26 protein-coding genes are annotated in these 26,044 nt (G+C 34.6%); 9 read left to right on the top strand and 17 right to left on the bottom strand.

The features are described 5' to 3' along the window. Positions 1–36 precede the first annotated feature (36 nt). Complete coding sequence (locus tag ACM9HF_RS04910) at positions 37–468, top strand: SulA-like leucine-rich domain-containing protein (RefSeq protein WP_473614958.1); 432 nt, start codon at positions 37–39, stop codon at positions 466–468. A 45-nt stretch (positions 469–513) separates the two neighbouring features. Next, on the top strand, positions 514–1,017 hold the full coding sequence (locus ACM9HF_RS04915; protein WP_473614960.1) for a YchJ family protein: 504 nt from the start codon (positions 514–516) through the stop codon (positions 1,015–1,017). Positions 1,018–1,097: 80 nt separating this feature from the next. Here ACM9HF_RS04915 and ACM9HF_RS04920 read toward each other — a convergent pair whose 3' ends face one another. The 13 genes from ACM9HF_RS04920 to seqA form a co-directional block, all read right to left on the bottom strand. Next, a complete protein-coding gene (locus tag ACM9HF_RS04920; RefSeq protein WP_473614963.1) occupies positions 1,098–2,375 on the bottom strand; it encodes a diguanylate cyclase in 1,278 nt (425 codons plus the stop codon). A 14-nt stretch (positions 2,376–2,389) separates the two neighbouring features. Beyond that, a complete protein-coding gene (locus ACM9HF_RS04925) occupies positions 2,390–3,391 on the bottom strand; it encodes an ABC transporter substrate-binding protein (RefSeq protein ID WP_473614965.1) in 1,002 nt (333 codons plus the stop codon). Between the two features lie 180 nt (positions 3,392–3,571). Beyond that, positions 3,572–3,898: a YbaB/EbfC family nucleoid-associated protein gene (locus tag ACM9HF_RS04930; RefSeq protein WP_473614969.1), complete on the bottom strand. Its 327-nt coding sequence runs from the start codon at positions 3,896–3,898 to the stop codon at positions 3,572–3,574. A gap of 87 nt (positions 3,899–3,985) precedes the next feature. Continuing rightward, on the bottom strand, positions 3,986–6,145 hold the full coding sequence (dnaX, locus tag ACM9HF_RS04935) for a DNA polymerase III subunit gamma/tau (RefSeq protein WP_473614971.1): 2,160 nt from the start codon (positions 6,143–6,145) through the stop codon (positions 3,986–3,988). A gap of 7 nt (positions 6,146–6,152) precedes the next feature. Continuing rightward, entirely contained in the window at positions 6,153–6,698 is a 546-nt protein-coding gene (gene apt, locus ACM9HF_RS04940; protein ID WP_473614974.1) for an adenine phosphoribosyltransferase, read from the bottom strand. Between the two features lie 223 nt (positions 6,699–6,921). Then, the gene (locus ACM9HF_RS04945) at positions 6,922–7,044 is read right to left on the bottom strand and encodes a hypothetical protein (protein WP_281252986.1); all 123 of its coding nucleotides are present in this window, start codon (positions 7,042–7,044) and stop codon (positions 6,922–6,924) included. 198 nt (positions 7,045–7,242) lie between these two features. Then, positions 7,243–9,066: a protein kinase domain-containing protein gene (locus ACM9HF_RS04950; RefSeq protein ID WP_473614980.1), complete on the bottom strand. Its 1,824-nt coding sequence runs from the start codon at positions 9,064–9,066 to the stop codon at positions 7,243–7,245. 227 nt (positions 9,067–9,293) lie between these two features. Beyond that, positions 9,294–10,856 (bottom strand): dihydrolipoyllysine-residue acetyltransferase, encoded by a 1,563-nt coding sequence (locus ACM9HF_RS04955; protein ID WP_473614982.1) that lies wholly within the window; start codon positions 10,854–10,856, stop codon positions 9,294–9,296. Between the two features lie 9 nt (positions 10,857–10,865). Next, positions 10,866–11,843, bottom strand: a complete 978-nt coding sequence (locus ACM9HF_RS04960; protein WP_473614986.1) for an alpha-ketoacid dehydrogenase subunit beta — start codon at positions 11,841–11,843, stop codon at positions 10,866–10,868. Continuing rightward, entirely contained in the window at positions 11,843–13,027 is a 1,185-nt protein-coding gene (locus ACM9HF_RS04965; RefSeq protein ID WP_473614988.1) for a thiamine pyrophosphate-dependent dehydrogenase E1 component subunit alpha, read from the bottom strand. Before ACM9HF_RS04965 ends, ACM9HF_RS04960 begins: the two co-directional genes overlap by 1 nt. Positions 13,028–13,433: 406 nt before the next feature. Continuing rightward, positions 13,434–14,519 (bottom strand): succinylglutamate desuccinylase, encoded by a 1,086-nt coding sequence (astE, locus tag ACM9HF_RS04970; RefSeq protein WP_473614992.1) that lies wholly within the window; start codon positions 14,517–14,519, stop codon positions 13,434–13,436. A gap of 453 nt (positions 14,520–14,972) precedes the next feature. Further along, positions 14,973–16,622, bottom strand: coding sequence for a phosphoglucomutase (alpha-D-glucose-1,6-bisphosphate-dependent) (gene pgm, locus ACM9HF_RS04975; RefSeq protein ID WP_473614996.1), 1,650 nt, complete (start codon positions 16,620–16,622; stop codon positions 14,973–14,975). Positions 16,623–16,664: 42 nt separating this feature from the next. Beyond that, positions 16,665–17,252, bottom strand: coding sequence for a replication initiation negative regulator SeqA (seqA, locus tag ACM9HF_RS04980; protein WP_473615000.1), 588 nt, complete (start codon positions 17,250–17,252; stop codon positions 16,665–16,667). 196 nt (positions 17,253–17,448) lie between these two features. On the opposite strand from seqA, the gene ACM9HF_RS04985 reads away from it, so the two are divergent. The 4 genes from ACM9HF_RS04985 (at position 17,449) to fldA (ending at position 19,392) form a co-directional block, all read left to right on the top strand. Then, positions 17,449–18,210 carry an alpha/beta fold hydrolase gene (locus tag ACM9HF_RS04985; RefSeq protein ID WP_473615003.1) on the top strand — a complete coding sequence of 254 codons (762 nt, stop codon included), beginning with the start codon at positions 17,449–17,451 and terminating at the stop codon, positions 18,208–18,210. Positions 18,211–18,295: 85 nt separating this feature from the next. Next, the gene (locus tag ACM9HF_RS04990; RefSeq protein WP_473615007.1) at positions 18,296–18,517 is read left to right on the top strand and encodes a DUF2788 domain-containing protein; all 222 of its coding nucleotides are present in this window, start codon (positions 18,296–18,298) and stop codon (positions 18,515–18,517) included. Positions 18,518–18,528: 11 nt separating this feature from the next. Further along, a complete protein-coding gene (gene ybfE / locus ACM9HF_RS04995; protein ID WP_473615010.1) occupies positions 18,529–18,804 on the top strand; it encodes a LexA regulated protein in 276 nt (91 codons plus the stop codon). A 60-nt stretch (positions 18,805–18,864) separates the two neighbouring features. After that, positions 18,865–19,392: a flavodoxin FldA gene (gene fldA, locus ACM9HF_RS05000; RefSeq protein WP_473615014.1), complete on the top strand. Its 528-nt coding sequence runs from the start codon at positions 18,865–18,867 to the stop codon at positions 19,390–19,392. A 69-nt stretch (positions 19,393–19,461) separates the two neighbouring features. On the opposite strand, the gene ACM9HF_RS05005 is transcribed toward fldA, so the two are convergent. Next, positions 19,462–19,929 (bottom strand): DUF4442 domain-containing protein, encoded by a 468-nt coding sequence (locus tag ACM9HF_RS05005; RefSeq protein ID WP_473615017.1) that lies wholly within the window; start codon positions 19,927–19,929, stop codon positions 19,462–19,464. A 180-nt stretch (positions 19,930–20,109) separates the two neighbouring features. On the opposite strand from ACM9HF_RS05005, the gene fur reads away from it, so the two are divergent. Further along, entirely contained in the window at positions 20,110–20,553 is a 444-nt protein-coding gene (fur, locus tag ACM9HF_RS05010; protein WP_473615020.1) for a ferric iron uptake transcriptional regulator, read from the top strand. A gap of 131 nt (positions 20,554–20,684) precedes the next feature. On the opposite strand, the gene glnS is transcribed toward fur, so the two are convergent. After that, a complete protein-coding gene (glnS, locus tag ACM9HF_RS05015; RefSeq protein ID WP_473615023.1) occupies positions 20,685–22,361 on the bottom strand; it encodes a glutamine--tRNA ligase in 1,677 nt (558 codons plus the stop codon). Between the two features lie 287 nt (positions 22,362–22,648). Between glnS and lepB the strand changes: the two genes are divergently transcribed. Both lepB and ACM9HF_RS05025 read left to right on the top strand, forming a co-directional pair. Next, complete coding sequence (gene lepB / locus ACM9HF_RS05020) at positions 22,649–23,323, top strand: signal peptidase I (RefSeq protein ID WP_473615024.1); 675 nt, start codon at positions 22,649–22,651, stop codon at positions 23,321–23,323. 125 nt (positions 23,324–23,448) lie between these two features. Next, positions 23,449–24,567, top strand: coding sequence for an aldose epimerase family protein (locus tag ACM9HF_RS05025; protein WP_473615025.1), 1,119 nt, complete (start codon positions 23,449–23,451; stop codon positions 24,565–24,567). Between the two features lie 139 nt (positions 24,568–24,706). Here the strand turns inward: ACM9HF_RS05025 and ACM9HF_RS05030 are convergent, their stop codons facing one another. Further along, positions 24,707–25,072, bottom strand: coding sequence for a Rieske 2Fe-2S domain-containing protein (locus ACM9HF_RS05030; RefSeq protein WP_473615028.1), 366 nt, complete (start codon positions 25,070–25,072; stop codon positions 24,707–24,709). Positions 25,073–25,287: 215 nt separating this feature from the next. After that, positions 25,288–25,470 carry a hypothetical protein gene (locus ACM9HF_RS05035; protein WP_473615031.1) on the bottom strand — a complete coding sequence of 61 codons (183 nt, stop codon included), beginning with the start codon at positions 25,468–25,470 and terminating at the stop codon, positions 25,288–25,290. Between the last annotated feature and the right edge of the window lie 574 nt (positions 25,471–26,044).

The raw sequence follows: 26,044 nt of genomic DNA on the forward strand, positions 1-26,044 counted from the left end.
TACTGTATATAAACACAGTATACCGAGGATTTAAAAATGTTTGCAATTAAAGACAATAATATCAGCAAGTTAAATGTTATAAAATTAGAAGCAGTAAACGATTCAATACAATGGTTAAATATTAAAGATATAAATGGAGAAGAAGCACTAACCCAACAATACTCAGAAATTTATCAACAGTACCATGTTAAAAACAAATGGATTTTAATGGTAAATCCTGAAAGTAATTCATTAGACGGCATAGAAAACATATCTAAAAATACCTTTTCAAAAATACTTAAAGTTAACTCAAATAAAGCAACCGTAAAGGTAGAAAATTTAGAAACTGCATTACGTAAAGGTAACTGTTCTGCTGTTATATTGAATAACGCTTCTTTTAATGAAGAAGAATTATCACAATTATATTTATCTGCAAAAGAAGGCAATACTCAATGTATTATTTTAAATAATAAAAAATTAATGCATTAACCTTTATCATTCCATTTAAATAGATTGAGTTAAGCGTTAAGATCTGTGGCAAAGAAATGTATACGAAAATTAAATATGCTGTGTCCATGTGGAAGTAATGCCCAATATAAAGAATGCTGCGAGCCTTTAATATTAAAAAAGCTCAATGCGGAATCTCCTGAACAACTTATGCGTTCTAGATATAGCGCTTATGCTTTGAAACACAGTGAATATATATATGAAACATACTCAAATACATCAAAAAATCAACAATCAATAAACGACATAGCCATATGGGCAAAGGAAACCGACTGGTTAAATTTACGTATTTTAAACACGAGTGAATTTAAAAATAATTCTACACCAACGGTTGAATTTGAAGCCATATATAAGAACAATGGGAAATTGTATAAAATGAATGAGAAATCTACATTCATTAAAGAGAATAACCTCTGGAGATATGTAGACGGAAGTCAGGTAAACTTTAACGAAATACCCACCCCTAAAAGAAACGATGAATGTATTTGCTTAAGTGGAAAAAAATATAAAAAGTGTTGTGGAGGTTATTAACGATAAAAATGTGAGTGTCCCATTCAATAGTCAAGAGCTCCCTTTCGGGTAAAGATTCATTCGCTTTTAGAAAAATACAATCAAGCAGCATCACCACTAACTTCAACCCTATTACGTCCATTTTCTTTGGCTAAATACATAGCTTTATCCGCATCATTTATTAATTGTTCAAAGCTTGAATGTTTATCACTAAGCATTGCAAGGCCAATACTCAAAGTAACCTTTAATTCCTTGTTTTCTACAATAAGGCTACGTTCAACTAAAGAATGTTGAATTCGTTTAGCAATTTCAACACCTCCTTCTAAATCACAGTCAGGTAAAATAATAATAAACTCTTCGCCGCCATAACGTCCTAAAAAATCAATATCTCGTATTTCTTCATTACAAATATCACAAATATGTATCAATAATTCATCACCCACTTGATGCCCAAATTGATCATTAATTTTTTTAAAGTAATCACAATCTAATAACATTAAACTTAACTTATTGTGTGTTCTCTGTTTGCGAGATAATTCCATATTTCCCCTTTCAAACAGTGCTCGACGATTTGCAACTTTTGTAAGATGATCCGTATTAGAGAGTTGCTCTAAAACACGAGTCCTGTCTCCAACAATATTTTTCATCACAGCCAAAGAGACTGTTGTTTCACTTAATTTAAGGTTCATTGTATTAAAAGCTTTAACAATACTTTCAAATTCATCTGAATGATTTGACAGCTTTATTTTTTGAAAATCCCCGCTATGGTTATTTTCAAAAGCACTTTTAACTTCATTAAGCGATATTCTAAACACAGTAGTTAACCGAGAAGAACCGTATAATAAAATTAAAATACTTACCGCGATAATGAATAAAATAAATAAAACCTGTTGTTTGATAACATCCTGAATATCATTTTGAACTATATTGGAGAGCTGAACTGAATCAGCCCTAATAATTTCTAATTGTGTCATTAACCTTGTTTTTAAATGATTTTTTATTGCCTGGCTGGCATTTTTTAATTTATTTTCATTAATTTTACTAAATAGTCGTTTAACATTTTGACTTTGACTATTAATACTATTTTGAATGATTTGTTGTTGCGGCGTTAGGCTAGGTGCTGACTTAAGTAAGTTTATTAATTTACTTTGTAACGTTAACCAATTATCAGCGTTGTAGTTACTACTGTAGAGATTATCGCTAATAGTAAGTTGCTTTAAAGTGTTAGCATGGTTTGAAACTTTTTGTGTGTAATGCTCTCGACTGAAAGCAAGTGCAATCTTTTGTGATGACCATAATATACTGCCAACAAGTAAAACAAATAACACGCAGCAACTGATGGTGAAAAAATAGATCCGTTGCGACAGACTTACTTTCATATTATTAACCCTTTTTATAGCGGTATATTTACGGCACCAGGATCAACCTGCAACATGGCTCTGCTATCGATAAAATCATTGATATTGGGCATTTCATTATATTCACTCATTTGCATTTCTATTGCCCAAGCAGCTTGAGATTTAATATTTAATAATAATGATTGATTTAAACCTAGCTTAAAAATATAGTCAGCCCAAACCCAGTCAATAAACGCAGGGGGCAAATTAAGTTCGTCGCTCATTATTTTTTTTGATAGTTCCGGGTGGGAAACAATATATGCAATCGCAACATTTAACCCTTCAATCACACATTTTGTTTTCTCAACTAGTAAACTATCGGCTTTTTTTGAAATCAAATTAAAACTTAATGTATTTACATTTTTAGTATCATGTACTGTTATTGCCCCGTTTAGTCGCTTTACCGCACTAAAAGCAAAGGGTTCCCACGGAACAATAGCGTCAACTTCATTATTGATAAAACCACCAACAAGATGCTCTGGTTTATAGTTGTAAAGTTCAACATCTTCAATTGTCTTTCCTTCTATAGCGAGCAAAGTACTTAAAAAGTATTCACTTGCAGAACCTTTAGTCACACCAATTTTTTTACCTGTAAGATCTGCTATTGATATTATCTCATCAACCTGACGAGTCAGTAGTTTTACATCGTTATCAGATTGCACAAACATAGCATGAGTAACAAATGCCTTTTTTTCTAAACTTTTAAAAGCAATGACAGAATCAGAACTAGTACCAAAATCAACTTCACCATTCATCACTTTAGTAAATGCCATTTGACCACCAATAACCTCATAATATTCCACACTAACACAAGTGTTTTCAAAAGCATTAATAGACTTAGCTATATAAAATGGAGTTGATAAAGGAGATTTTGATACCGCTATTGATACAGAGTGTTTTTCTAATCCACCAAAAGAGTAAGATTTTGAATACAGTAAGGCCACACCAATAATGATAAATACGGGAGGAAAGAATAATAAAGAAGATGCTCTAGTCAAAAAAACAACTTAAAAATGGATTATTGTATCAGTATAGACACAAATTATTTATTCTTCTATCTTCAAACCATTAAATATTAAGGGCTAGAAGAATAAATGAGTGAGCCTTCCTCCTTATTGTTTAAATGAAAAAACCGACTTATTTGTCGGTTTTTAAATTATACGTCTACTACGGGCATGCTAGAAAGGCATTTTCATCCCTGGAGGTAATTGCATACCACCAGTAAGTGCGCCCATTTTTTCTTTGTTTTGCTCTTCTACACGACGTACTGCGTCGTTAAATGAAGCAGCAATTAAATCTTCAAGCATTTCTTTGTCGTCAGCCATTAAGCTGCCATCTATCTCCACACGACGTATGTTATGGCTACCTGTCATGGTTACTTTAACCATGCCTGCGCCAGATTCACCGGTAACTTCCATTTGAGCTAATTCTTCTTGAGCTTTAGCCATTTTTGCTTGCATTTGTTGGGCTTGTTTCATCAAGTTGCCCATTCCGCCTTTCATCATTTATAGTCTCCAAAAGTATTTGTGGCCAACAATAATTGTTAACCACATAAAATTCAAGTATTACGCTATCTACATTACAGTTTTTTGTTATAACGCCTGTATTGTGTTTTCATCTAATTGTGCTTGAAAATCTTCTTGTAAAGCTTTAACAACATCATCTTCTTTAAGTAAATTAACGGCGTATTGATATCGCTTGTCGTTAATATCTACTTGTATTTTATAGGGGTCAGCTTTAGTTTCTTCAACCACCTTAATTTCTACATTTATCGATTTTGATAAAAAGTTTGAAATACTTTGCTGGAGCTGTTGCACCGCAGTATCTGTTTTAAGGTGTTTAGTTGATTGGTCAAGCAATAAAATTAAGTGGTCATCGGTAGATGATTCAGAAATTGTTGCGTGTATCGCAATTTGTCGAATACGTGCACTCAACGCCATAGAATCAATCATGTTTGCCCATTTATCCACCTGATTAGCAGACTTGATTATTGAAGGATCAATTAACTCTTCGCGATAAGGTTCGTCAATCACCATTTCAATAGGTGCTGGAGCTTCAGGCGTTATAGCATCATTTGTTGCTGTTTCGTCAGCGTTTGGTGTTTGACGCCCTACAGCGTCATTCGACTTTTTTGCCCTTTGTTCCATTTCCTTTTTTCGACTACGTAAAATATTACGTGTTGCTAACGCAGATTCTATAGGGCTTGAGTAAGTTACGGTTTCAACAGTCTGCTCTTGTTGAAAGTCTGCTGGGTTAGCAATAGGCTCAACATTAGCCTCCACAAGAGGAGTTTGCTCAACCGTTTGAGGCTCTGAGTAAGCGGGCATTTCTGGTTGTGACTGCACATGTTCTGCAGCAAGTTGTTCAATGCTTTCCATTTCGGCTGACAATTGTGATTGAATATGCTGTTCTTCTGTCGAACTTTCCAAAACATGAATATTATCTATCGCATTTTGCTCTATTGGCGCTACAACATTCTCTGGCTGAGCTTCAACCTGCTGCTCATTTACTTGCGCTGTATTTGATTGATAATCACTCGATGGAGATTCGTTATTTTTTTGTTCAACAACAGGATCTCTTTCCATTGAATCCGCTGAAAGTACATTTTCAAAATCTACAGGTGCATTAGCTGAAGAATGAACAGAAGTTGGAATTTCATTAGCATTATTTACAGGCTTAAACGCTAACAATCGTAATAGCACCATATCGAATGCTGCTTGTTCATCTGAAGCATAAGGCAAGTCTTTACGGCCATTTAATACAATTTGGTAATATAATTGTACATCTTCAGGCGACATAGCTTGAGCAAATTTTTTCAGTAATACTTCGTGCTCGGGTGGTAAATCGAAATGGCGATCAACGATTTGCACCATAGCCACTTGATGTAACAGTTGAATAAGCTCAGCAAGCAATCGGCTATAGCTTGGAGAATAACTGGCGATATTTAACGACAGCTCCATCAATTGTTTTGAGTCTTGCTTAATTAAGGCGATAAGTATTTTATACACCCAATTTTGATCTACTCCCCCCAGCATTTTTTGTACGTTTGAAAGGGTTATTTCGCCAGCACCTTGAGCAATAGATTGATCCGTTAAACTCAATGAATCACGCATACTACCGCGAGCAGCTTTAGCTAATAAAGTAATTGAACCTTTATCTGCTTGTACCTTTTCAGCCTGTAAAATAATATTAAGCTGCTGCTCAATTTGGCTAACGGTTAGTGCTTTTAAATGAAACTGTAAACAGCGTGATAATACCGTTACCGGTAATTTTTGCGGATCTGTTGTAGCAAGAATAAACTTTACGTGTTCAGGTGGTTCTTCAAGGGTTTTAAGTAACGCATTAAAGCTACTGCGCGATAACATGTGTACTTCATCAATCAAGTAAACTTTATAGCGGCCACTTGTTGGCGCATACTGAACGTTATCAAGTATTTCACGTGTGTCGTCAACTTTAGTTTTGGATGCTGCGTCAATTTCAATAAGATCAACAAATCGACCTAAATCAATATCTAAACAAGTATCACACTTACCACAAGGCTCTGAAGTTATACCTATTTGACAGTTTAAACTTTTAGCAAAAATTCGAGCTATAGTAGTTTTACCCACACCGCGCGTACCCGTAAATAAATAGGCATGATGTAAACGTTGTTGCTCGAGCGCATTCACAAGAACCGTTACTACGTGTTCTTGTCCCATTAATTCTTTAAAGTTTTTTGGACGCCATTTTCTTGCTAAAACTTGATAACTCATTAAAAGCCTATTTACCTTCGTATTGGATCAATGAATAAACATTGAGATTTAAAGCAGCAAGTTTTTCTTCTCCGCCGAGTTCAGGTAAAGAAATAACAAATCCTGCGTGCGAAGCCTCCGCTCCTATTTTTCGAATAAGCTTGGTGGTCGCTTCAATAGTGCCGCCAGTGGCTAATAAGTCATCGATAATAAGTACTTTATCTTCTGGCTTAAGTGCATCTTGGTGTATTTCTAGCGTGTCTTGCCCATATTCTAGTTGATAGCTTTGAGCAAAAGTTGCACGCGGTAACTTACCTGGTTTACGTACGGGTACAAAACCTACACCAAGCGCTAATGCTAAAGGTGCACCAAATAAAAACCCTCTGGCTTCGGTACCAACAACCTTAGTGAATCCTTGGCCTTGATATTTTTCAACTAATAACTCAATAGTTAAAGCAAATGCCTTAGCGTCGTCTAATACGCCTGTGACATCTCTAAATAAAATACCTTCAATTGGGTAGTCCGGAACAGTATGAATGGCTTGCTTAATTGTTTCTATTTGTTGTTGGGTCATCTGATAAAAATAGCTAATAAAATTATCCCTAAAGAATAAATCAATTTGACTTGTTTTTATAGTGATATGGGGACGGTAATGTGAATAAAAAAGAAAACAGGTAAGTTAAAGCAGAGCAATAATTATAAAAGATAAAATATGGGTATTTATTAAGCTAACTAAAGCTAATAAATTCAGCCGACAAAATTAAGCCTATTAAGTATATATAATAGGCTTAAAATCATTAAGATAGCATTGCATACCAGCCCATTAACATAGGTAATAATGGCATCGCTAACGCAACAAGTGTTGCTATCAGTAAATGACCAAAATGAGATGATTCTTTAAAATTAGTATCTTCAGACATACTAGCACTCTCTTAAATAAATTAGGGCGCATATGTTAACCTAACTCGTTATTTTAATGTAGTATAAATTGATCTAGATCAATAACTTTTTAATATAAAAATCGCGTATTAAAACTCACGTTACCAAAAGCGTCAACTGAACAATACTCAAGATAAACAGATAAAGAATAGCTTCTTTTTTCAGTTCATCTTTTAGTTTTAACTTACTTTAGGATTTTTAGGATAAAAACGATCGGGTACACAATTAATATGTTCAAAAAAACGCGTGTCTTTGTAAGGTAATTTCATAAAACCTGAAATACCTAAACCTGTTATGGTAGGTAATAATTCAATAATGTCTTTGAAACATTGTTCAAATTCTTCTTTTTTCTCGTGATTAAGTAGCATTAAATAACTGTGTATTTTTAAGTGTTTAGGTAACACCTCAAAAATAAGACAACCTGTATGATGGATCAAATTAAGACGATTGATCACTGTCATTATTTCATCAGGCAAATAAAGATATTCGTCAGGATCTTTACCGTCTTCAAAGTATGAGTGGACTTTAGTTGCATCATCTATTTCAGGTATATCACTCACATCAAAGGGAATAACTTGGTTATTCTGTGCAATAAAAGGTTGTGATTCGTCATCACGTTCTACGTGTATTGTATTTCTAGCATTAAACAGACAACTTTTAAAAACACCAATTCGGAATATTCCTTGAGCTAAACTCACCATATTATTTACGGCGCTTTCAAAAGAGAATCGTAAGCTTTCATCAAACATAGTTAAATTAGAGTCAATATATACGCCCTTCTTTTCCCAACGAATAGCTAAACCGCCTACTACAGGAAAGTTACCTAAACGGCTGACTGCCGCAATAAAGGCTTTTTCGGTATCTCCCATCCCCATTAAATAGTTTTTATAATATTTTTCTAATTGAACATCATCAATTTCATCTAAACTGTCTTTATAGCTAGACTCTCGAAGGAAAGATTTTCTTGAACCGTATACCACCGTATCAATATCTATATTAGCGTTTTTAATCCATACGGGGATATGCGGTTTAGCATGATAAATGGTAGGCGTATTTGATAACACTATGCTTTTTAGATACTTAAATTGACTAAATAAATGGTCACCTGCTTTTTGCCTAATTACAGGATCATCACTCAACATGCCTTCAATAATTTTAGCCAGTAAAACAGGTAAACCTAAAGATGTAGGCGTAATAACGTGATTACCATAACGACATGATTGACCTGAAGCTAATGCGTATAAGGTAGCGGCTAAACCTTGCTCATCAAAGCGAGGCGATGATAACCCACCATTTATTTGTTCAGGGCCAATAAAATAAACATCTCCTAGTCTTGAGTTAGTTTGTTGAAGATCGCTACTCATTAAATCCATAACATTATTCGACGTGCTATTGCCATTTTCATCCACTTGAGCGATTACAGAAGACCCCCAATCAATTAAATAGACCTTGTTAGTTTCTTCATCATAAACAATGTTAGAAGGTTTAATATCGCCATGTACATAAGGCTTACCTGTTTTGTGTAAGGCGCCAGTACGTAAGTGAATTAAAATTTCAGTTAACTGAATCGCTATATTTACAATAAGCTCGGGAGGTAGAGGTCCTCTTTTAAACGATACTTTTTCAAGATCTATACCGGGAGCTCTTTGCATATGCAAAATGGATTGTCGCTTGATTTTATAATATTCGATAACTTGTGGGATTTGTGGATGAGACAATTGAGCTTGAATTTCAGCTTCTTCTTCTAATCTATCTTGTACATTTTGAGGAAGGTTTAATCGAGAAAACTTAAAAACAAATTGCTCTTTCTTTTCATTTTCAGCATTGAATACAAAACCGTAAGCGCCCTTACCTAGCAAGTAAGTATTGGTGTATCCAAGAGAATTTAATTGTTGCTGACAAAGCTTAAACCATTCTTTAAGTTTGGTGGCGTCTTTGTGGCTCATTAAATAAATAGACTGTTCTTCTGCAATATAAAAATGCTGAAGCTTTTTTTCAGACAAGGGTTAACACCTTTTTTGAGTCTTTGTCATTAAACGAACTTTTTAACACTATTTTTGTTTTATAACAGTTTCTGTCATTAATTTGCAATAAAACTACCTTATTATTGCAACCACTTAATTAAGCGTTGTTCGCTGTATTAGGTACATCCCCCAATTTAGGACTAGTTTGTTGCAAACTATCTAGCCCCACACTGAAGTTTTAGTGTGGGGCATTTTTTTAAACGCTATTACGCCATATTCATCATCATTAACGTTGGGTTTTCTAGATACGATTTCCATAAATTACAGAATCTCGCAATAGTTCCACCGTCAATAGTACGATGATCGCCCGACCAACTTACCTGCATAATTGAACGAGCTACAACATTACCTTTATCATCAAATCGAGGCAGTTTTTGTAACTTACCTAATGCAACAATGGCTGATTCAGGCTTGTTAATAATTGGAGTAGCAATCGTTCCTCCAATTGCACCTATATTAGAGATTGAAATAGTACCGCCTTTTAAATCGTTGGCAGCAACACGACCTGAACGTGCGTCGTTTGTTAAACGTGTAATTTCTTGTGCTAAATCAATAATAGATTGAGTTTGAACTGACTTAACATTAGGTACTAACAAACCTATTTTAGAATCTACTGCCATACCAATGTTGTGATCATCAAAATAAGTAATTTCGGTGCAATCTGCATTTACTTTGGTATTAATAATAGGAAATTCAGTTAACGCTAACGACATAGCTTTCATAAAGAAGGGCATTAAAGTTAATTTAATGTCTTGCTTAGCATAATGCTCTTTTAGTTCTGTTCTTATTGCAATTAAATCCGTTAAATCTATTTCATCACAATAGGTAAAATGAGGAATGCTAGAAACAGAATCCACCATGGCTTTCGCCATTACCGCTTTAATACCTTTGATCGCTTCTGTACGTGTACCGCCTGATTTAACAAGCGTTGTAGTACTCATATCACTTGCTTTTGGTGCTTCAACAAAAGCGTGAATATCTTCTTTGTATACTCGGCCTTTTTTACCAGACCCCGCAACTTCATTAATATTTACATTAAGTTCTTTGGCGACCCTACGTACCGCAGGGCTCGCTATCGCTTTTTTATTAATAATGTTAGTCGTACAAGTATCAGTTTTAGCTGCTATTGGTTTATTTACTGCCTGACTAGCTACTTTTTCTGGCTCTGCTATAGTTGCAGCTGAAACCACTGAATTAGATAAATATTCAACTGCAAATAAAGGTGTATGAACTTTAGCGATATCACCTTTTTGATAATATAACTTAGTCACTTTACCTTTGTGCATTGCAGGAATTTGTACTAATGCTTTATCTGTCATTACATCAGCAATAGGCTGATCTTCTTCAATTAAATCACCTTCTTTCACCAACCACTCAACAAGTTCACATTCAACAATACCTTCACCAATATCGGGTAAAATAAAGTCTTCGATGATCATTGCGTTAGAAGTTGTTGTTTGTTCTACAACATTCACAGCGGTACTTTCTTGCTGAGTTGGCACTTCAACAACTTCTTCACTTTCATTATCACCTTCAACCGTCATCGAAAATAACGGCGAATGAACCTTCGCAATTTCACCTTGCTGATAATAGAGTTTTTCAACAACACCATTATGCATAGCAGGAATTTGTACTAATGCTTTGTCTGTCATTACATCAGCAATAGGCTGATCTTCTACAATATGTTCGCCTTCTGATACAAGCCATTCTACAAGCTCGCATTCAACAATACCTTCACCAATATCTGGTAATATAAAATCGATGGTCATTTCAATCCCCTAAAAATTAACACTACGTTTGATGGCTTCAAACACCTTAAGGTGATCTGCTACGTATTCTTTTTCTAACGCCAATGGATACGGCGTATCCATACCACACACACGTTCAATAGGAGACTCTAAATGCAAGAAGCATTCATCTTGTATTGTTGCGGCTATCTCACTGGCAAAACCACTAGTTAAAGGAGCTTCTTGGTTTATTAATAAACGCCCTGTTTTGATTACAGAAGCAGAAATAGTATCAACATCCCATGGTAAAATAGAGCGTAAATCAATAACTTCACATGAAATTCCAGACTTTTCCGCTAAATCAGCAGCCTTTTCTATAATTTCCATTTGAGCACCCCATGCAAGCAAAGTAATGTCTTTACCTTCTTTCACGACCTCAGCTTTGCCAAGTGGTAATTGGTAATCTTCCTCTGGTACTTCTCCTACCGATGCACGATAGAGTTTTTTAGGTTCAAAAAATATAACCGGGTTTTTATCTCGAATAGCAGCTAATAATAAACCTTTGGCTTGATACGGATTACGCGGAACAACAACTTTTAATCCAGGAGTGTGTGCAAAGTATGCTTCTGGCGATTGGCTATGATACAAACCACCGGCAATACCTCCACCGTAAGGAGTACGAATAGTTAAATTACCTACATTAAATTGGTTACCACTACGGTATCGAAATTTTGCAGTTTCATTCACAATTTGATCAAAAGCAGGAAAAATATAATCGGCAAATTGTATTTCAGCAATGGGAACACTGCCTTGTGCTGCTAAACCGTTGGCAAAGCCAATTATGCCTTGCTCTACAAGCGGCGTATTGAAACAACGCGCTTTACCATGTTTTTCCTGTAAGCCACTTGTTGCTCTAAAAACCCCACCAAAATGACCAACATCTTCACCAAAGCATAGAGCTCTATCGTTTTCAGACATGGCAATATCTAATGCGTTATTAATCGCTTGTAATAAATTCATTTGTGCCATTATTTAATTCTCCCTGCAGTAAACGGATAAGCGTCAGGGTATTTTTTAATATGTTCTTTTAATTCATTTAACTGACGTGTTAATTGAGGTGTCGGTATGTCGTATACATCGGTAATAAGATCTTCAACAGGTGGTTTATCAATTTTTTCAGCCACTTTGACTGCTGCTAAAATTTTATCTTTGTATTCCTCTTTCAACTCATTTTCTTGAGTTTCATTCCACCAATTATTAGCTTCCATCCATTTTTTCATGCGTAAAACAGGATCATTTTTTTGCCACTTCTCTTCTTCTTCACGCGTTCTATAACCCGTTGGATCATCAGAAGTAGAATGTGCACCTAAACGATAAGTCATACCTTCAATTAATACAGGTTTGTGTTCTTTAACCGCATAATCACGAGCTACTTGAGTTGCTTTTAAAACAGCTAAAACATCATTACCATCGACACGAATGGTTTTAATCCCGTACCCAACACCACGTGATGCAATACCATTACCTCTAAACTGTTCATCTGATGGAGTAGAAATAGCATAACCATTGTTTCTACAGAAAAAGATCACTGGAGCATTATGTACAGCAGCCATGTTTAAGCCTGCATGAAAATCTCCTTCTGAGGCAGCGCCTTCGCCAAAATAGCAAAGCGTAACAGCATTTAAACCTTGGAGTTTCTGTCCGTATGCATAACCTGAAGCTTGAGGGATTTGGGTAGCTAAAGGCGAAGATACCGTCATGTAATTCAAATCATTTGAACCATAATGAATAGGCATTTGTCTGCCTTTTCCTAAATCTTTTTCATTACTGAACATTTGATTCATAAAATTTTCAAGGCTAAAACCTCTAAAAATTAAAGCGCCTTGTTCACGGTATTGCGCCATGATCATATCTTGTGGCTCAAGGCCCGCAGTACCACCAATAGTAGTGGCTTCTTCACCTAATGCTGTCAAATAAAAACTTAATCGTCCTTGACGCTGTGATGCCACCATACGTTCATCTAATACTCGATGAAAGACGAATGATTGATAAATTTTAACAGCAAGCTCTTGATTAATTTCAGGTAATTCTGCTCCTGGAAACACGGTTCCATCATGGTTAAGAATTTTAAGAACTGGAATTTCGACTGAATGACCATCAATAAAGACAGGAGTATGTACATCCAATCCTTGTTTATATTCGTCACGGTTCATAGCGATCTCTTTTTAGTACGGTTACAAAAAATACTTATTATTTTTTCATGCTTTTGATAAGTATAGATTCAAAAATCAACTTGTTTGTATTGATTTCATATTCACGACTTAAACTTTACGTTCACGTAAACTTAATTACAAAAAAATGCATACTGCGACGTATTTAAAAAACAGATGGTTTTGTATTATATAGTTTACACCATTCCTTGAAAGCTATTAAAATAAGGCTATGTAAAATAAACGTTACGAGGTAACTAAGACTTTTTTTGCCTAAAACACGGGGAATATAAAGCGAAAAAACAGTAGAGAAAGACGATTAATAGTAATTGAATTTGTAAATTCAATTACTATTAATTCACAAAAATTAAGTGAGCCCTCAAAACTTAATTTGAAAGGAACAAATAGGTTATAAAATAATGGTAGGAGTAACCGTTAATAAAGCTCTTTGTCCGATAGCAACATCAGCATTAGGGAAGATAATCGCTTCACCATCTTGTTTTACTTTAACTTCTTTATCACCATCAAAAGCTAAAACATAATTGAGCGGAAAAGAGGTGAAATTATCAACATCGTCAGCAAAGTTTAATCGAAAATTTTCTGCTTCACGGTTTATCGTTTGGTAAATTTCAAACACATCAAAATCATCAGGATTGTAATCTCCTAATTCAATATCTGCACCCGTAATGAGTGCTAAGAGTGTATTGGTCACCTGGGTAAAATTATTCATGTTGTTTTCACCAAAGGGTTTAACTTTACCTAGTTCAACGGTAAAAGCATCAGCACCAAACTCATTGGCTGAAAAGTAACTGAAGGTAGTGGTTGGCGAATGAGAAAGCAACACAGTAGTAATTCCACATTGCTTTAAAAAAAGTAGTTGTTCTTTCTTCCATGGTTTTTCATGCTGAAAAGGATACACGGCAAATTTGTCATTTTTTGACCCTCTTATCGCAGTGTGTAAATCATAATGACAACGACTGCGACTTGAAGCGACTTGATCACCTTGTTGATAAAATCTTCGTACCGTGTTTTCAAGTAATTTAGCTCTTGTTCTCTCTTTATTGATAACTAATGAACCATCAGCAGCAGGTTTTGAGTGAGCGCCTGAAAAAAGGCGGTTCATGTTTTCTTCAACAAACCGTTTACCTATATTAATAGATGCGGGGTTACCAAACAAAAACAATACTCTTTGTGTAGCGGCTATTTCACCGAATATTAATTGTTTAATTAACGTATTACAAATTTCGATAGGTGCAGTTTCATTACCATGAATAGCACTTGATAAAACAATATCTTGAGTCGTATTACAGTCGGGTTCAAAAGATATGATACCTGTATCTAACACAGTAACTTTTGTAGATATATTAGTTGAAGTATTACTAGAATTTACAATAAATGAAAAAGGTTCAGCTAAAGACCATTCATTTTCACGACTTAATTTAAGAAAGTCACCGCTGGTTTGTAACTCTTTTTGATGTTCACTTAATGTACTCATAAAACCTCTATTTACATAGCTAAAAAACTATTCTACGTTAAATTTCAGGCAAATAAAAAGGTGCAATAAAGCACCTTTTTTTAAAGTTTTGTATAATTATTCATTCACTTACTTTCTATTTCCCTGAGCTTTATAAAGAGAGCTACTCATAACAAACCTTTAAGAATAGTTACATTGCTTTAAATAAAAAATATGCGAATATTTATGCGAATAAAACAATTTTATTTATTTAAAAATAATACCAAACGCATTAATGAATTGACCTATTTTATACGAAGAGTAAATGCTCAAATACACAGGTTCATCGTTCCAGACTGAACCTAAGCACCTACGTCCTGTAGGCGAGGCATTTATTTTAATAAGGAGTGCTCTAATTATTAAATAAATAACGATGTAATTGGCCATTTAAGCGAGTATAAATGATCAATTGGTTATTGCGATTGGTATAAATACTTATACTACGCCAGCATCAGTAAATGCAGCGCTAACAATCACTTTAGCTTCAGAGAATATAAGCTGTAAATGTTCATCACTAATAAAACTCTCCGCATAAATTTTATAAACATCTTCAGTTCCTGACGGACGAGCAGCAAACCAGCCATTCTTAGTCGTTACTTTAATACCACCAATCGCAGCATTGTTACCTGAAGCATGAGAAAGTATTTGCGTAATTTCTTCACCAGCTAAAATTGTTGTTTTAATTGCATCAGCTGTTAACGCTGTTAATACCGCTTTTTGTTGTAAGCTTGCTACGGCATCTACTCTTCCGTAAAAAGGCTTACCTAATTTAGCAGCAATAGCTTCAAAACGTTGATGAGGATCTTGGCCTGTTACAGCTAACATTTCAGCCGCTAATAAAGCCATGATAAAACCATCTTTATCAGTCGTCCAACATGAACCATCTCTTGCTAAAAATGATGCGCCAGCACTTTCTTCACCACCAAAGGCATAACTGCTGTCGTGTAAACCGTCTACAAACCATTTAAAACCAACAGGCACTTCTGATAAAGGACGTTCAATCATATCAGCAACACGGTCAATTAATGAACTTGACACTAAAGTTTTACCTATTTTACAGCTTGACGGCCAATCACGATGCGTCATTAAATATTCAATAGAAACAGCAAGATAATGATTAGGGTTCATTAAACCGCCAGACTTAGTGACGATACCATGGCGATCAAAATCAGGATCATTACCTACGGCAACATCAAACTTGTCTTTCATGGCAATTAAGCCAGCCATAGCATATGGAGATGAACAATCCATACGGATTTTCCCATCTTTATCTAATGGCATAAATGCAAAGCTAGCGTCTACTACGGGGTTAACTATTTCGATGTTAATTCCATACTTTTCAGCAATAACAGGCCAGTAATGAATACCTGAACCACCTAAAGGATCAACACCAATAGTAACGCCTGATTTAGCAATAGCGTCCATATCGATAACTTGATCAAGCTGGTTCACATAATGCTCAATAAAGTTTTGTTTCGTTAATAAAGGTGAACTTAGTGCTTGTGTGAAAGCTGTTTTCTTAACATCTTTTAACTGGGCTAAAATAATATCGTTAGCACGTTGTTCAATCAGTTTAGTGACTTCGCCTTCTGCAGGACCACCATGAGGAGGATTATATTTAATACCGCCATCGGTTGGCGGATTATGCGATGGAGTAATGATTAGTCCGTCAGCTTGATCTGTATTATTTTTGTTATGGCTAATAATTAAACGAGAAATAACAGGTGTTGGTGTAAAGCCATCATCATGTTGAATAACAACAGGTACATTATTACCAATTAACACCTCAATTGCTGTAGCAAATGCAGGCTCCGACAAAGCATGTGTATCTTTACCTAAAAATAACGGACCTTTATAACCTTGTACAGTTCTATATTCTGCAACTGCTTGGCAAATAGCAATAATATGACATTCGTTAAAACTTAATAAACTTGCACTTCCACGGTGACCTGATGTACCAAAAGTCACTTTCTGTTCAACAATATTTACATCGGGTGTTTGTAAAAAATAATCACTCACTAACCGACCAATATTAATACGATCTTCTGGTCGAGCTGGCTTTCCTGCATGAGGGTGAACTGACATGTAATATCCTCTAATGTTTAATTAAATTTTTGAACCATCTATCTACAATAATTCTCGAATATCTTCCGCTTCACTTTCACTATAACCTAAAGCTATAGCGACTTTTGTTAAAATCATTTTTTTACGAGTAGTATTTGAATTAGTAACAACCCAGTAAGGGCTTTCTGGAATTTGGAAAGGTTTAGTACTGCTTCCGCTTTCAGTTAATTCATTCAAGTTTGCGGAAAAATATAAACGGTCTCTGCCTCTAATATCTGAAACAACAGAAAAATTATTTGTATGAACACGATAAAGAGCGCCAAGAATTAACAAAAATCGCCCTACCGCACCTCGCTGCATAGCTAACTCTTCTTTATTTAAATAATTAAAAACAGACTCGTTCGTTGCTATTTCTTGGGTTACAGGTTGGCTATCTATTGTTGTTTGTTCAACGGTATTTTCAAACTCAGGCTCTTCTATAGCTTTGATAAGTTCAATACTACTAGCTACTTTATCGTTAGCAATGCTACTGGCAGGTTGTTCATTTTCAAACAAAAGCCTACGTAATATAGACGATGCACTTTCGCCAATAAATTGTGTTTGTGATGCGATATATTGATAAAGGTCTTCTTCTATTTCGATATTTTTCATTAATTACCTTGATACCTTGGAGATTAAAATACTACGAGCGCATTGTGATTATACTTATCTTCACTATAAGTCTCTACAATCTTTTAAGTTTCAACGCGACTTTATAAAAAAGATCTCCCCAAATAATTTCATTAAAATTGCAAGACTTATAAAAAAAAACGACAATAGTCCCTTTATTAATGAAAAAGCGATTTTAATGCAGTTACTTAATTACACTCAACAAGGCTCTGGTCCGCATATTATTCTTATACACGGATTATTTGGTAGCTTAGAAAACTTAAATATGGTTGCCAGAGGTTTACGTGAAAATTATACCGTTACCAGTGTAGATGTAAGAAATCACGGCAGTTCGTTTCATGAAAACTCTATGAGTTATCAAGAACTGGCTCAAGACATTATTAATGTAATGGCACATTTATCTATTGATAAAGCGCACTTTTTAGGCCATTCAATGGGAGGTAAAATAGCCATGCATTGCGCGTTAGCCTTTCCTGAAAAAGTAAATAAGTTGATTGTTGCCGATATTGCTCCGGTAGAATATCCACCGCACCATAATCAAATAAGAGAAGGCTTAAAGTCAATTGACCTGTCAGTAATAAAAAACAGAAAAGATGCAGATATCCAACTATCACATTATGTTGAAGAGACTGGCGTGCGTCAATTTCTACTCCGCAACCTAACAACAATTGATAACCAGTTAACTTTTAAATGTAATATAGACTTTATCAGCAATTGCTATAAACAGATCATGGTAGGTTTAGATACTTCCCATACTTTTAATGGCGAAACACTATTTATAAAAGGTGCTCAATCAAACTACATCCTAGCAGAGCATCGTCCCAAAATACTGGCACTTTTCCCTGACAGTAAAGCTAAAATAATTCAAGATGCTGGGCATTGGCTACATGCAGAAAAAACCTCAATATTTAATAAAATTGTAGCCAGTTTTTTAGCATAATTAATATGGGTATTATAAGACTAAAATATTTGGGCTTAGATGAAGGGCTATGCTACTATACGGCCTGAATTTTTTAGGGTGAATTATGTTAGCAGAGCATTTAGAATTAATTGAAGCAATAGCACTTAATCTTGCTTTTTTAGCCATATTTGGTTTTATTGGAATAACAATTCACGATGTTATGAAAAGTAACAATGTTCCCAAGAACGGGCAATACGTTGTTTATTTAGTTTTATTTTTAGGATGTGCAGGTTTTATCGCAAAAGGCGTTATCCAATTTATTTGGGAAAGCCAAGGCGTAGGTTAAAAAGAAATAGTATGGCTAAAGAAATAACAGACTTAACAACAATTGATTTATTCCAAGACGAAAAACGTCCGGGGCGCCCTAAAACGAATCCCCATTCTCGCAGTGTGCAAATAAAGATCAACAAAAGAAATCAAGTTAAACGTGATAAAAATAACGGATTAAAGCGTGTTGAATTTAAAATTCATCAATCGTTATTTGAACAACTTGAGCAATTGGCAGAAAAAAAAGGTGTTAACCGCAGCCAATTAATTGAATCGTTATTGACACAATCGTTAAAAAACATTTAGACATTAATAGTATTAGCCTTTCAACAACGGGCTAGATTACAGATAAAAGGTTATAAATTCATGGCAATTGTAGGTTTGTTTTTCGGAAGTGACACAGGTAATACCGAAGCCGTTAGTAAGATGATCCAGAAAAAATTGGGTAAAAAACTAATTGAAGTTAGAGATATTGCAAAAAGCACTAAAGAAGAAATAGCAGAGTTTGATTTACTTATTCTTGGTATACCCACTTGGTATTACGGTGAAAACCAGTGTGATTGGGATGACTTTTTACCTGAATTAGAAGAGATTGATTTTACCGATAAACTGGTTGCGATATTCGGCTTAGGTGATCAAGAAGATTACTCTGAATACTTTTGTGATGCTATGGGTCCATTACGTGATATTGTAGAATCTAAAGGCGCTATTTTAGTGGGTCATTGGCCAACTGAAGGTTACGAGTTTGAAGCATCTAAAGGATTAATAGACGATAATACGTTTATTGGTTTATGTATTGATGAAGACAGACAAGCTGAGCTAACAGACGAGCGTGTAACTAAATGGGTTAACCAACTTAATGATGAAATGTGCTTAGCTGAGTTTGCTGAATAAGCTTTTATTATTCTCCTCTCATTTAATAAAAAAGCTTTAATATTTATATATTAAAGCTTTTTTATTACTTTATCTTAAATGCTTTTTCTTACGTATATAAAGTGTTTTATTTACCCTAGCGATTAGCTCGCCCTTTTCATCTTTTATTTCTATTTCAAAAGTTGGTAAATATTTTTCACCATTTTCTGCGCTAAGCTTAATGTCATTAATCACGTCGTCAGAAAGTGTAAAATCTGCATAAATTTTCCCTTTGCCTGGTTTAATAAAGTCTATATCTGAGTACTTATCCCATACATGATATTCACGCCTTAAAAAATGCATAAGCATTAACATATAAAATGGGTCAGTCATTGCAAAGATAGAACCTCCAAAATGAGAACCAACAGCGTTACTATTCCAAGCACTTAACGATAAACGCACACGTGCATTTTTAAAATCTGGTGATATAGACACCAATTTAATCCGAGAAAAAAATAGAGGTGGCCAAATATTTAGCAACAACTTCATTACCCATGCTTTTTTAAACATCCAGTCCATTACGCTTAACCTATTTAGTTATACCAATAACAACAAAAACACATCGTACCAGTTGTTTTATCTCAATATAACATGAAAAATACTAAATTAAACAGCCTAACTTTAAACAAACCCTTTCAACCTGACGAATAAACCCCTATAATTTTGTCCTAATTATTAATAAAAAATAATAGAATATATATGCCTGATCAAAATGAAGAACTAAAACGTGCTGGTTTAAAAATTACTCTTCCAAGAGTAAAAATCCTGTCTATCTTGCAAGATCCAGCCAATCAACATATCAGTGCTGAAGATGTATATAAAATCTTGTTAGAGCAACATGAAGAAATAGGTTTAGCGACGGTATATCGTGTACTTAACCAATTTGATGATGCTGGCATTGTTTCTCGCCATCACTTTGAAGGTGGTAAATCAGTATTTGAACTTTCTCATAAAAAGCATCACGATCATTTAGTGTGTTTAAAATGCGGTAAAGTGGTTGAGTTTGAAGACGAGTTGATTGAACAAAGACAGCTTGATATTTCAAAAGAGCACAACATAAAACTCACTAACCATAGCTTATATCTTTATGGTGAATGTAATGATGTTGATGAATGTGAAGCTTATCGCAAAAGTAATTATTAAATTTAATACTGTATATTAATTTTAATACTACTGATAAAAAAACCGACTTTTCGTCGGTTTTTTTATGTCTGTATATACCCGTAACTATTCAAGATAGCTATTTAAGTACCTTGAATAGCAACAGACTATATCTAGTCACCCATTTTAGCCCAGGTATCTCTTAAGCCAACCGTTCTATTAAAGACTAACTTGTCACCTTTAATTGATTCTTCAGAGTTATCTAAACAAAAGTAACCTTGGCGTTCAAATTGAAACGCTTGCTCAGGTTTTGCGTTAACTAAATAAGGCTCTACTTTAGCTTTAGTATTAATAATAAGTGAATCAGGATTAATTACAGAATTAAAATCTTCAGCTGCACTTGGGTTTGCAACCGTAAACAAGCGATCATAAAGTCTAATTTCAGCATCAAGGCTTTGTTCTGCAGATACCCAATGAATAACACCTTTAGGTTTAGTGCCATCTGTTGGGTTTTTACCTAATGTTTCAGGGTCGTATTTACAATAAACCGTTGTAACATTACCTTCAGCATCCTTATCACAACGAACAGCCGTTACCACGTAAGCCCCACGTAAACGTACTGCTTTATCTAAAACTAAACGCTTGTACTTTTTATTAGCTTCTTCTCTAAAGTCTTCAGCTTCAATGTATAACTCTTTGCTAAAAGGAACAATACGCGTGCCTTGTGTGTCATCACTAGGATGGTTTTTAACCGTTAGCTCTTCAACTTTGGCATCATCGTAGTTTTCAATCACCAATTTAATCGGGTCAAGAACCGTCATAGCACGAGGAGCATTATCATTTAAATCTTCACGAATACAGGCTTCTAATACGCCCATTTCAACCGTGTTATCCATTTTGGTAACACCGATACGCTTGGTAAATTCGCGAATAGAAGCTGCTGTATAACCACGACGTCTAAAACCTGCAATGGTTGGCATACGCGGATCATCCCAACCCGTAACAAGCTTTTCATCAACTAAAGTATGTAACTTACGCTTACTCATTACGGTATATTCAAGGTTCAATCGTGAAAACTCGTATTGATGAGGAGTAATATCAATAGATACATTACTAAGCACCCAATCATAAAGTCGACGGTTGTCTTGAAACTCTAAAGTACATAATGAATGAGTTACACCTTCGATGGCATCAGATAAACAATGAGTAAAATCGTACATTGGGTAAATACACCATTTATCACCTGTTTGATGATGGTCGGCAAATTTAACACGATAGATAATAGGATCACGTAAACACATGAAGCTTGAAGACATATCTATTTTAGCTCGTAAGGAACATTCACCTTCTTTAAAGCCTCCTTCTCTCATTTTTTTGAAAAGAGCTAAATTTTCCTCAGGAGAAGTATCTCTATAAGGACTATTTTTACCTGGCGCTTTAAGTGTTCCACGGTATTCACGCGTTTCTTCACCATTTAAAAAGCAAACATAAGCTAAGCCTTTTTCAATTAGTTCAACTGCAAAACCATGCAAACGGTCGAAATAATCTGATGAATAACGAATATCACCAGCCCATTCAAAGCCTAACCATTTAACATCTGCTTGAATTGAGTTAACAAAATCGATGTCTTCTTTTTCAGGGTTAGTATCATCAAAACGTAAATTACAATGGCCTTTATAGTCTTGTGCAATACCAAAATTTAAACAAATAGACTTAGCATGGCCTATATGTAAATAACCATTAGGCTCAGGAGGAAAACGGGTTTGAACTACGCTATGCTTACCACTTTCTAGGTCTGCATCAATAATTTGGCGAATAAAATTTGTTGGACGGTTTTCAGCTTCCGACATCCAAGGAACCTCTAATAAAATAGTGATAAAACGTTAATTAATTGCATTATATCAACTGTTATAACTATCTAATACTATAAATTTACTTATGTTTATACCCGTTACCAATCAAAAGGCTATTTCAGAGCATATTGAATGATAACGGGTATATTAAGTCACCTGAATTCAGGCTAAGTAAAGCTTTCCATTTTCACATTTATTTACACTTCATCACATTTTTTCGCCAACTTATCAGCCCTTAACAAGTCAGACTCAGCTATATAATTATCTTAAAAAGGGACAATAAAATGAAAAAAATAGCAAAAGTAAAATTGAGGTTATTTATAAAAGAATACACAGGCTTATTCTCATTTATCGTACTCATGGTATTTTTCCGTAGTGCCGTAGCAGACTGGTATACGGTTCCTACGGGTTCTATGCAACCGACTATTGAAATAGGAGACAGAGTCGTCGTAAATAAGATGGCATACGATTTAAAAGTCCCATTAACCAATATAACATTAACAAGAATGAGTGAACCAAATAGAGGCGATATTATTGTTTTTGAATCAAAAGCTGCAGAAAATAGATTAATAAAACGAGTCATAGGTTTACCGGGTGATAAAGTTTCTATGACTAACGAAGTGCTCACCATTAACGGTAAGCGACTAAACTATGCCTTAAATGTTACAGAAAACCATGGAAAACAGACGCTTGAAAATTTAGTAGGATTTAAACATATCGTAAAATATGACCCGACTAGAAGTCCTAATTTAGCTTCATTCAATACAGTTACCGTACCTGCAGATCATTATTTAGTCCTAGGCGATAATCGTAGAAATAGCGCAGACTCAAGAGTGTATGGTTTTGTACCAAGAGAGGAACTAAAAGGTAAAGCTCACCATGTCGCTTTTTCATTAAATTATGATAATTATTACCTTCCTAAAACAGACCGTTATTTAAAAAATTTATATAAACTCTAAAGTATGTAAGTAAATAGCTCCCCGTTAAGCTATTTACTTAGTCGCTCTAAATCGCTGAATAATTCTTACTTGCTAACAAGTGCTTAGCTGTTTATTCTATAAAAAACCATATCAAGAAAAGCACCATGACTAACATACTACTTCCACCTCTACGTTACTCTTTATGTATTATTTTCTCGCTATTTTTAATATCAACCCCAAGTAAAGCTAATGTAACAACAAAGTTATGGGGAGAAGTAAAAAATCAGCCTGTTTACTTATATAGCGTAACTAATAAAAATGGCATGCGTTTAGAAATGACAAATTATGGCGCAAAAATCACTTCATTATTTGTGCACGACAAAAACGGTAAACTCGATGATATTGTTTTAGGGTTTGATTCTTTAGCAGAGTATGTGGCGCCTAACCAAAGCTTTGGAGCCACAATTGGTCGTTATACCAATAGAATTAAAGCGGGTAAATTTACTATTGATGGAACAACCTACCAATTAAACCAAAATGATGGCGATAATACTATTCATGGTGGAGGTGAGTTTGAAACTGCGGTATGGAAGACAAAAATTGAACAAACAACACTTGGAACCGCACTGATTTTTTCATATACATCTAAAGACGGCTCTCATGGCTTCCCTGGCAACTTAAACTCCACTGTGACTTATACCTTAACCGACAAAAATGAAGTACATGTTAGCTTTGAAGCAACAACCGATAAAAAAACACATGTAAACTTTACACACCACGGTTACTTTAATCTTAATGGTATGAAAGCACTTATTTATGATCATATCGTTGAAATAAATGCAGACAAATATGTTGTATTATCAACTGATGATGTAACAGCTACAGGTGAAATAGATACTGTTGCAGATAAGCCTTGGGATTTACGAAAACCGACTCGTGTAGGTGACAAAATTCATCAAATACCACTAAACGGTTATCACCAAAATTATGTTTTTGATGATTATGATGGTACGTTAAAAAAAGTAGCTAAAGTCGTAGAGCCAACGTCAGGGCGAACACTAGAACTTTCAACAACTCAGCCAGGTGTAACCTTTTATGCCGCAATGGGGTTAACACATAAACCTAAAGGTAAAAAAGGTATTGAATATCCTCCACACATTGCCTTTTGCTTAGAAACACAACACCATGTAGGAGCAGCGAATCAACCTAAATTTCCTACAACCTTATTGAAGCCAAATGAAAAATATCACGAAGTAGCTATTTATGCTTTTGGTATTGAATAACCATGACGTAAACTTAATGCCTTGTATACATGGATGCAGACCTTAGATTTTGTTTGGAGCGTAAAATCTGCGCCTAAATTGTTTTTAGTTCCCACTGAAACCTGCATCTTGAGGTGATATGGGTAAATAAGTAAGTATTTTAAGTTTTAGTTATAACGTATTGTTCATCACGTTTAATCACCGTGTAAGCTTGATTATATTTACTGTAGATACAAATAGGTCTTCTATGTAATGAACAATACACATTGCCATCAGGCTTTAATTCATCCCGACTAATATCGGCTCCTTGATGTGGGCATGATGCAGAAATAGTCCTTAAATCTTCACTACCATTTCCTAAATCCACTTGATAAATAACAACTTTTTGTACTAATTCGCTCGAAGGTAAAATAGCCTGCCCTACTAAAACGTCATCTCGATTTGTAGGTTTGACATCAAAAATATTAATATCTTCATTCACCACACCGCCAGCAGGAAAAAATTGCTTCAGATCTTGTTGATTCATACTTGCCTTTAATAACTAAAAAATAATAACGCTATGCCCTATAAAAAGTATTTTTACACTATTTGATTATTAAGTCATGTTGAAACATATAAAAATTGATTAAAGCCTTAAGAAAAAATTCACCTAAAGCTGTTAATCAAGTGATAATAAGAAGGAGGGAACTATAAATGATATTCTTATTTAAATATTGTAGTAAATAGCTCAATACAAAAAGATTAGTAATTGTATATCCCATATTCATCAGAGGCTGGAGATTCTTTCTTTAATCGTTGTTGCTGTTTCATCATTTTTGTATCACGACGTTTTCGTTTTTTTTCACTGCTCTTAATTTCAAATTCTGAAAACTCAGTAAATTCTTCGTCATCGTAATTCACATCATCCCATTGTGTAGTTGCCATAATAAATCCTCATAAAAGTTTACTTAAATCTAATCGGTTAATATGATTATTTTATGACAAAAAAATGAAATTTATAACGAATTGATGAGCCAATTAAGGTGTTTCAGTAAAATAGCGTTATGATCATTTTGCGACTTAAGCAACAAAAAACACTAAAAGCATCAAACTAAAATTTAGGCAAAAAAAAATACGACCGAAGTCGTATTTTCATTTAAAGCTAGCCAATCCCTGCTAATACCTCACCCTGAAGTTTTATTATCCCTAGCGTCCTAGCAATATCCATATTAATTAAGTCATCCCGACTTATCCTTATACTTTCCTTAGATAAAAGCTCCTGCTTTTTCTTAAATCCTATGCCTTCCTGACAGTGTTAATATTAAAGAATTTATATTTTTTGCCTAGAGACTAAAAAAAACAATTATAATCATTAATATACAAAATATTTAAAAAACAATAATTAACAAATAGTTACGCAAAAACTCCAGATAAAAACAGTAAAAAAACCATCATTCACTTACGCCTTTGTAGGTAATGTCTTACAAAGTCACTGACCAATACGACAAATAAGCCTCGG

Source organism: Colwellia sp. RE-S-Sl-9 (genome assembly GCF_048296855.1).
Lineage (GTDB): Bacteria > Pseudomonadota > Gammaproteobacteria > Enterobacterales > Alteromonadaceae > Pseudocolwellia.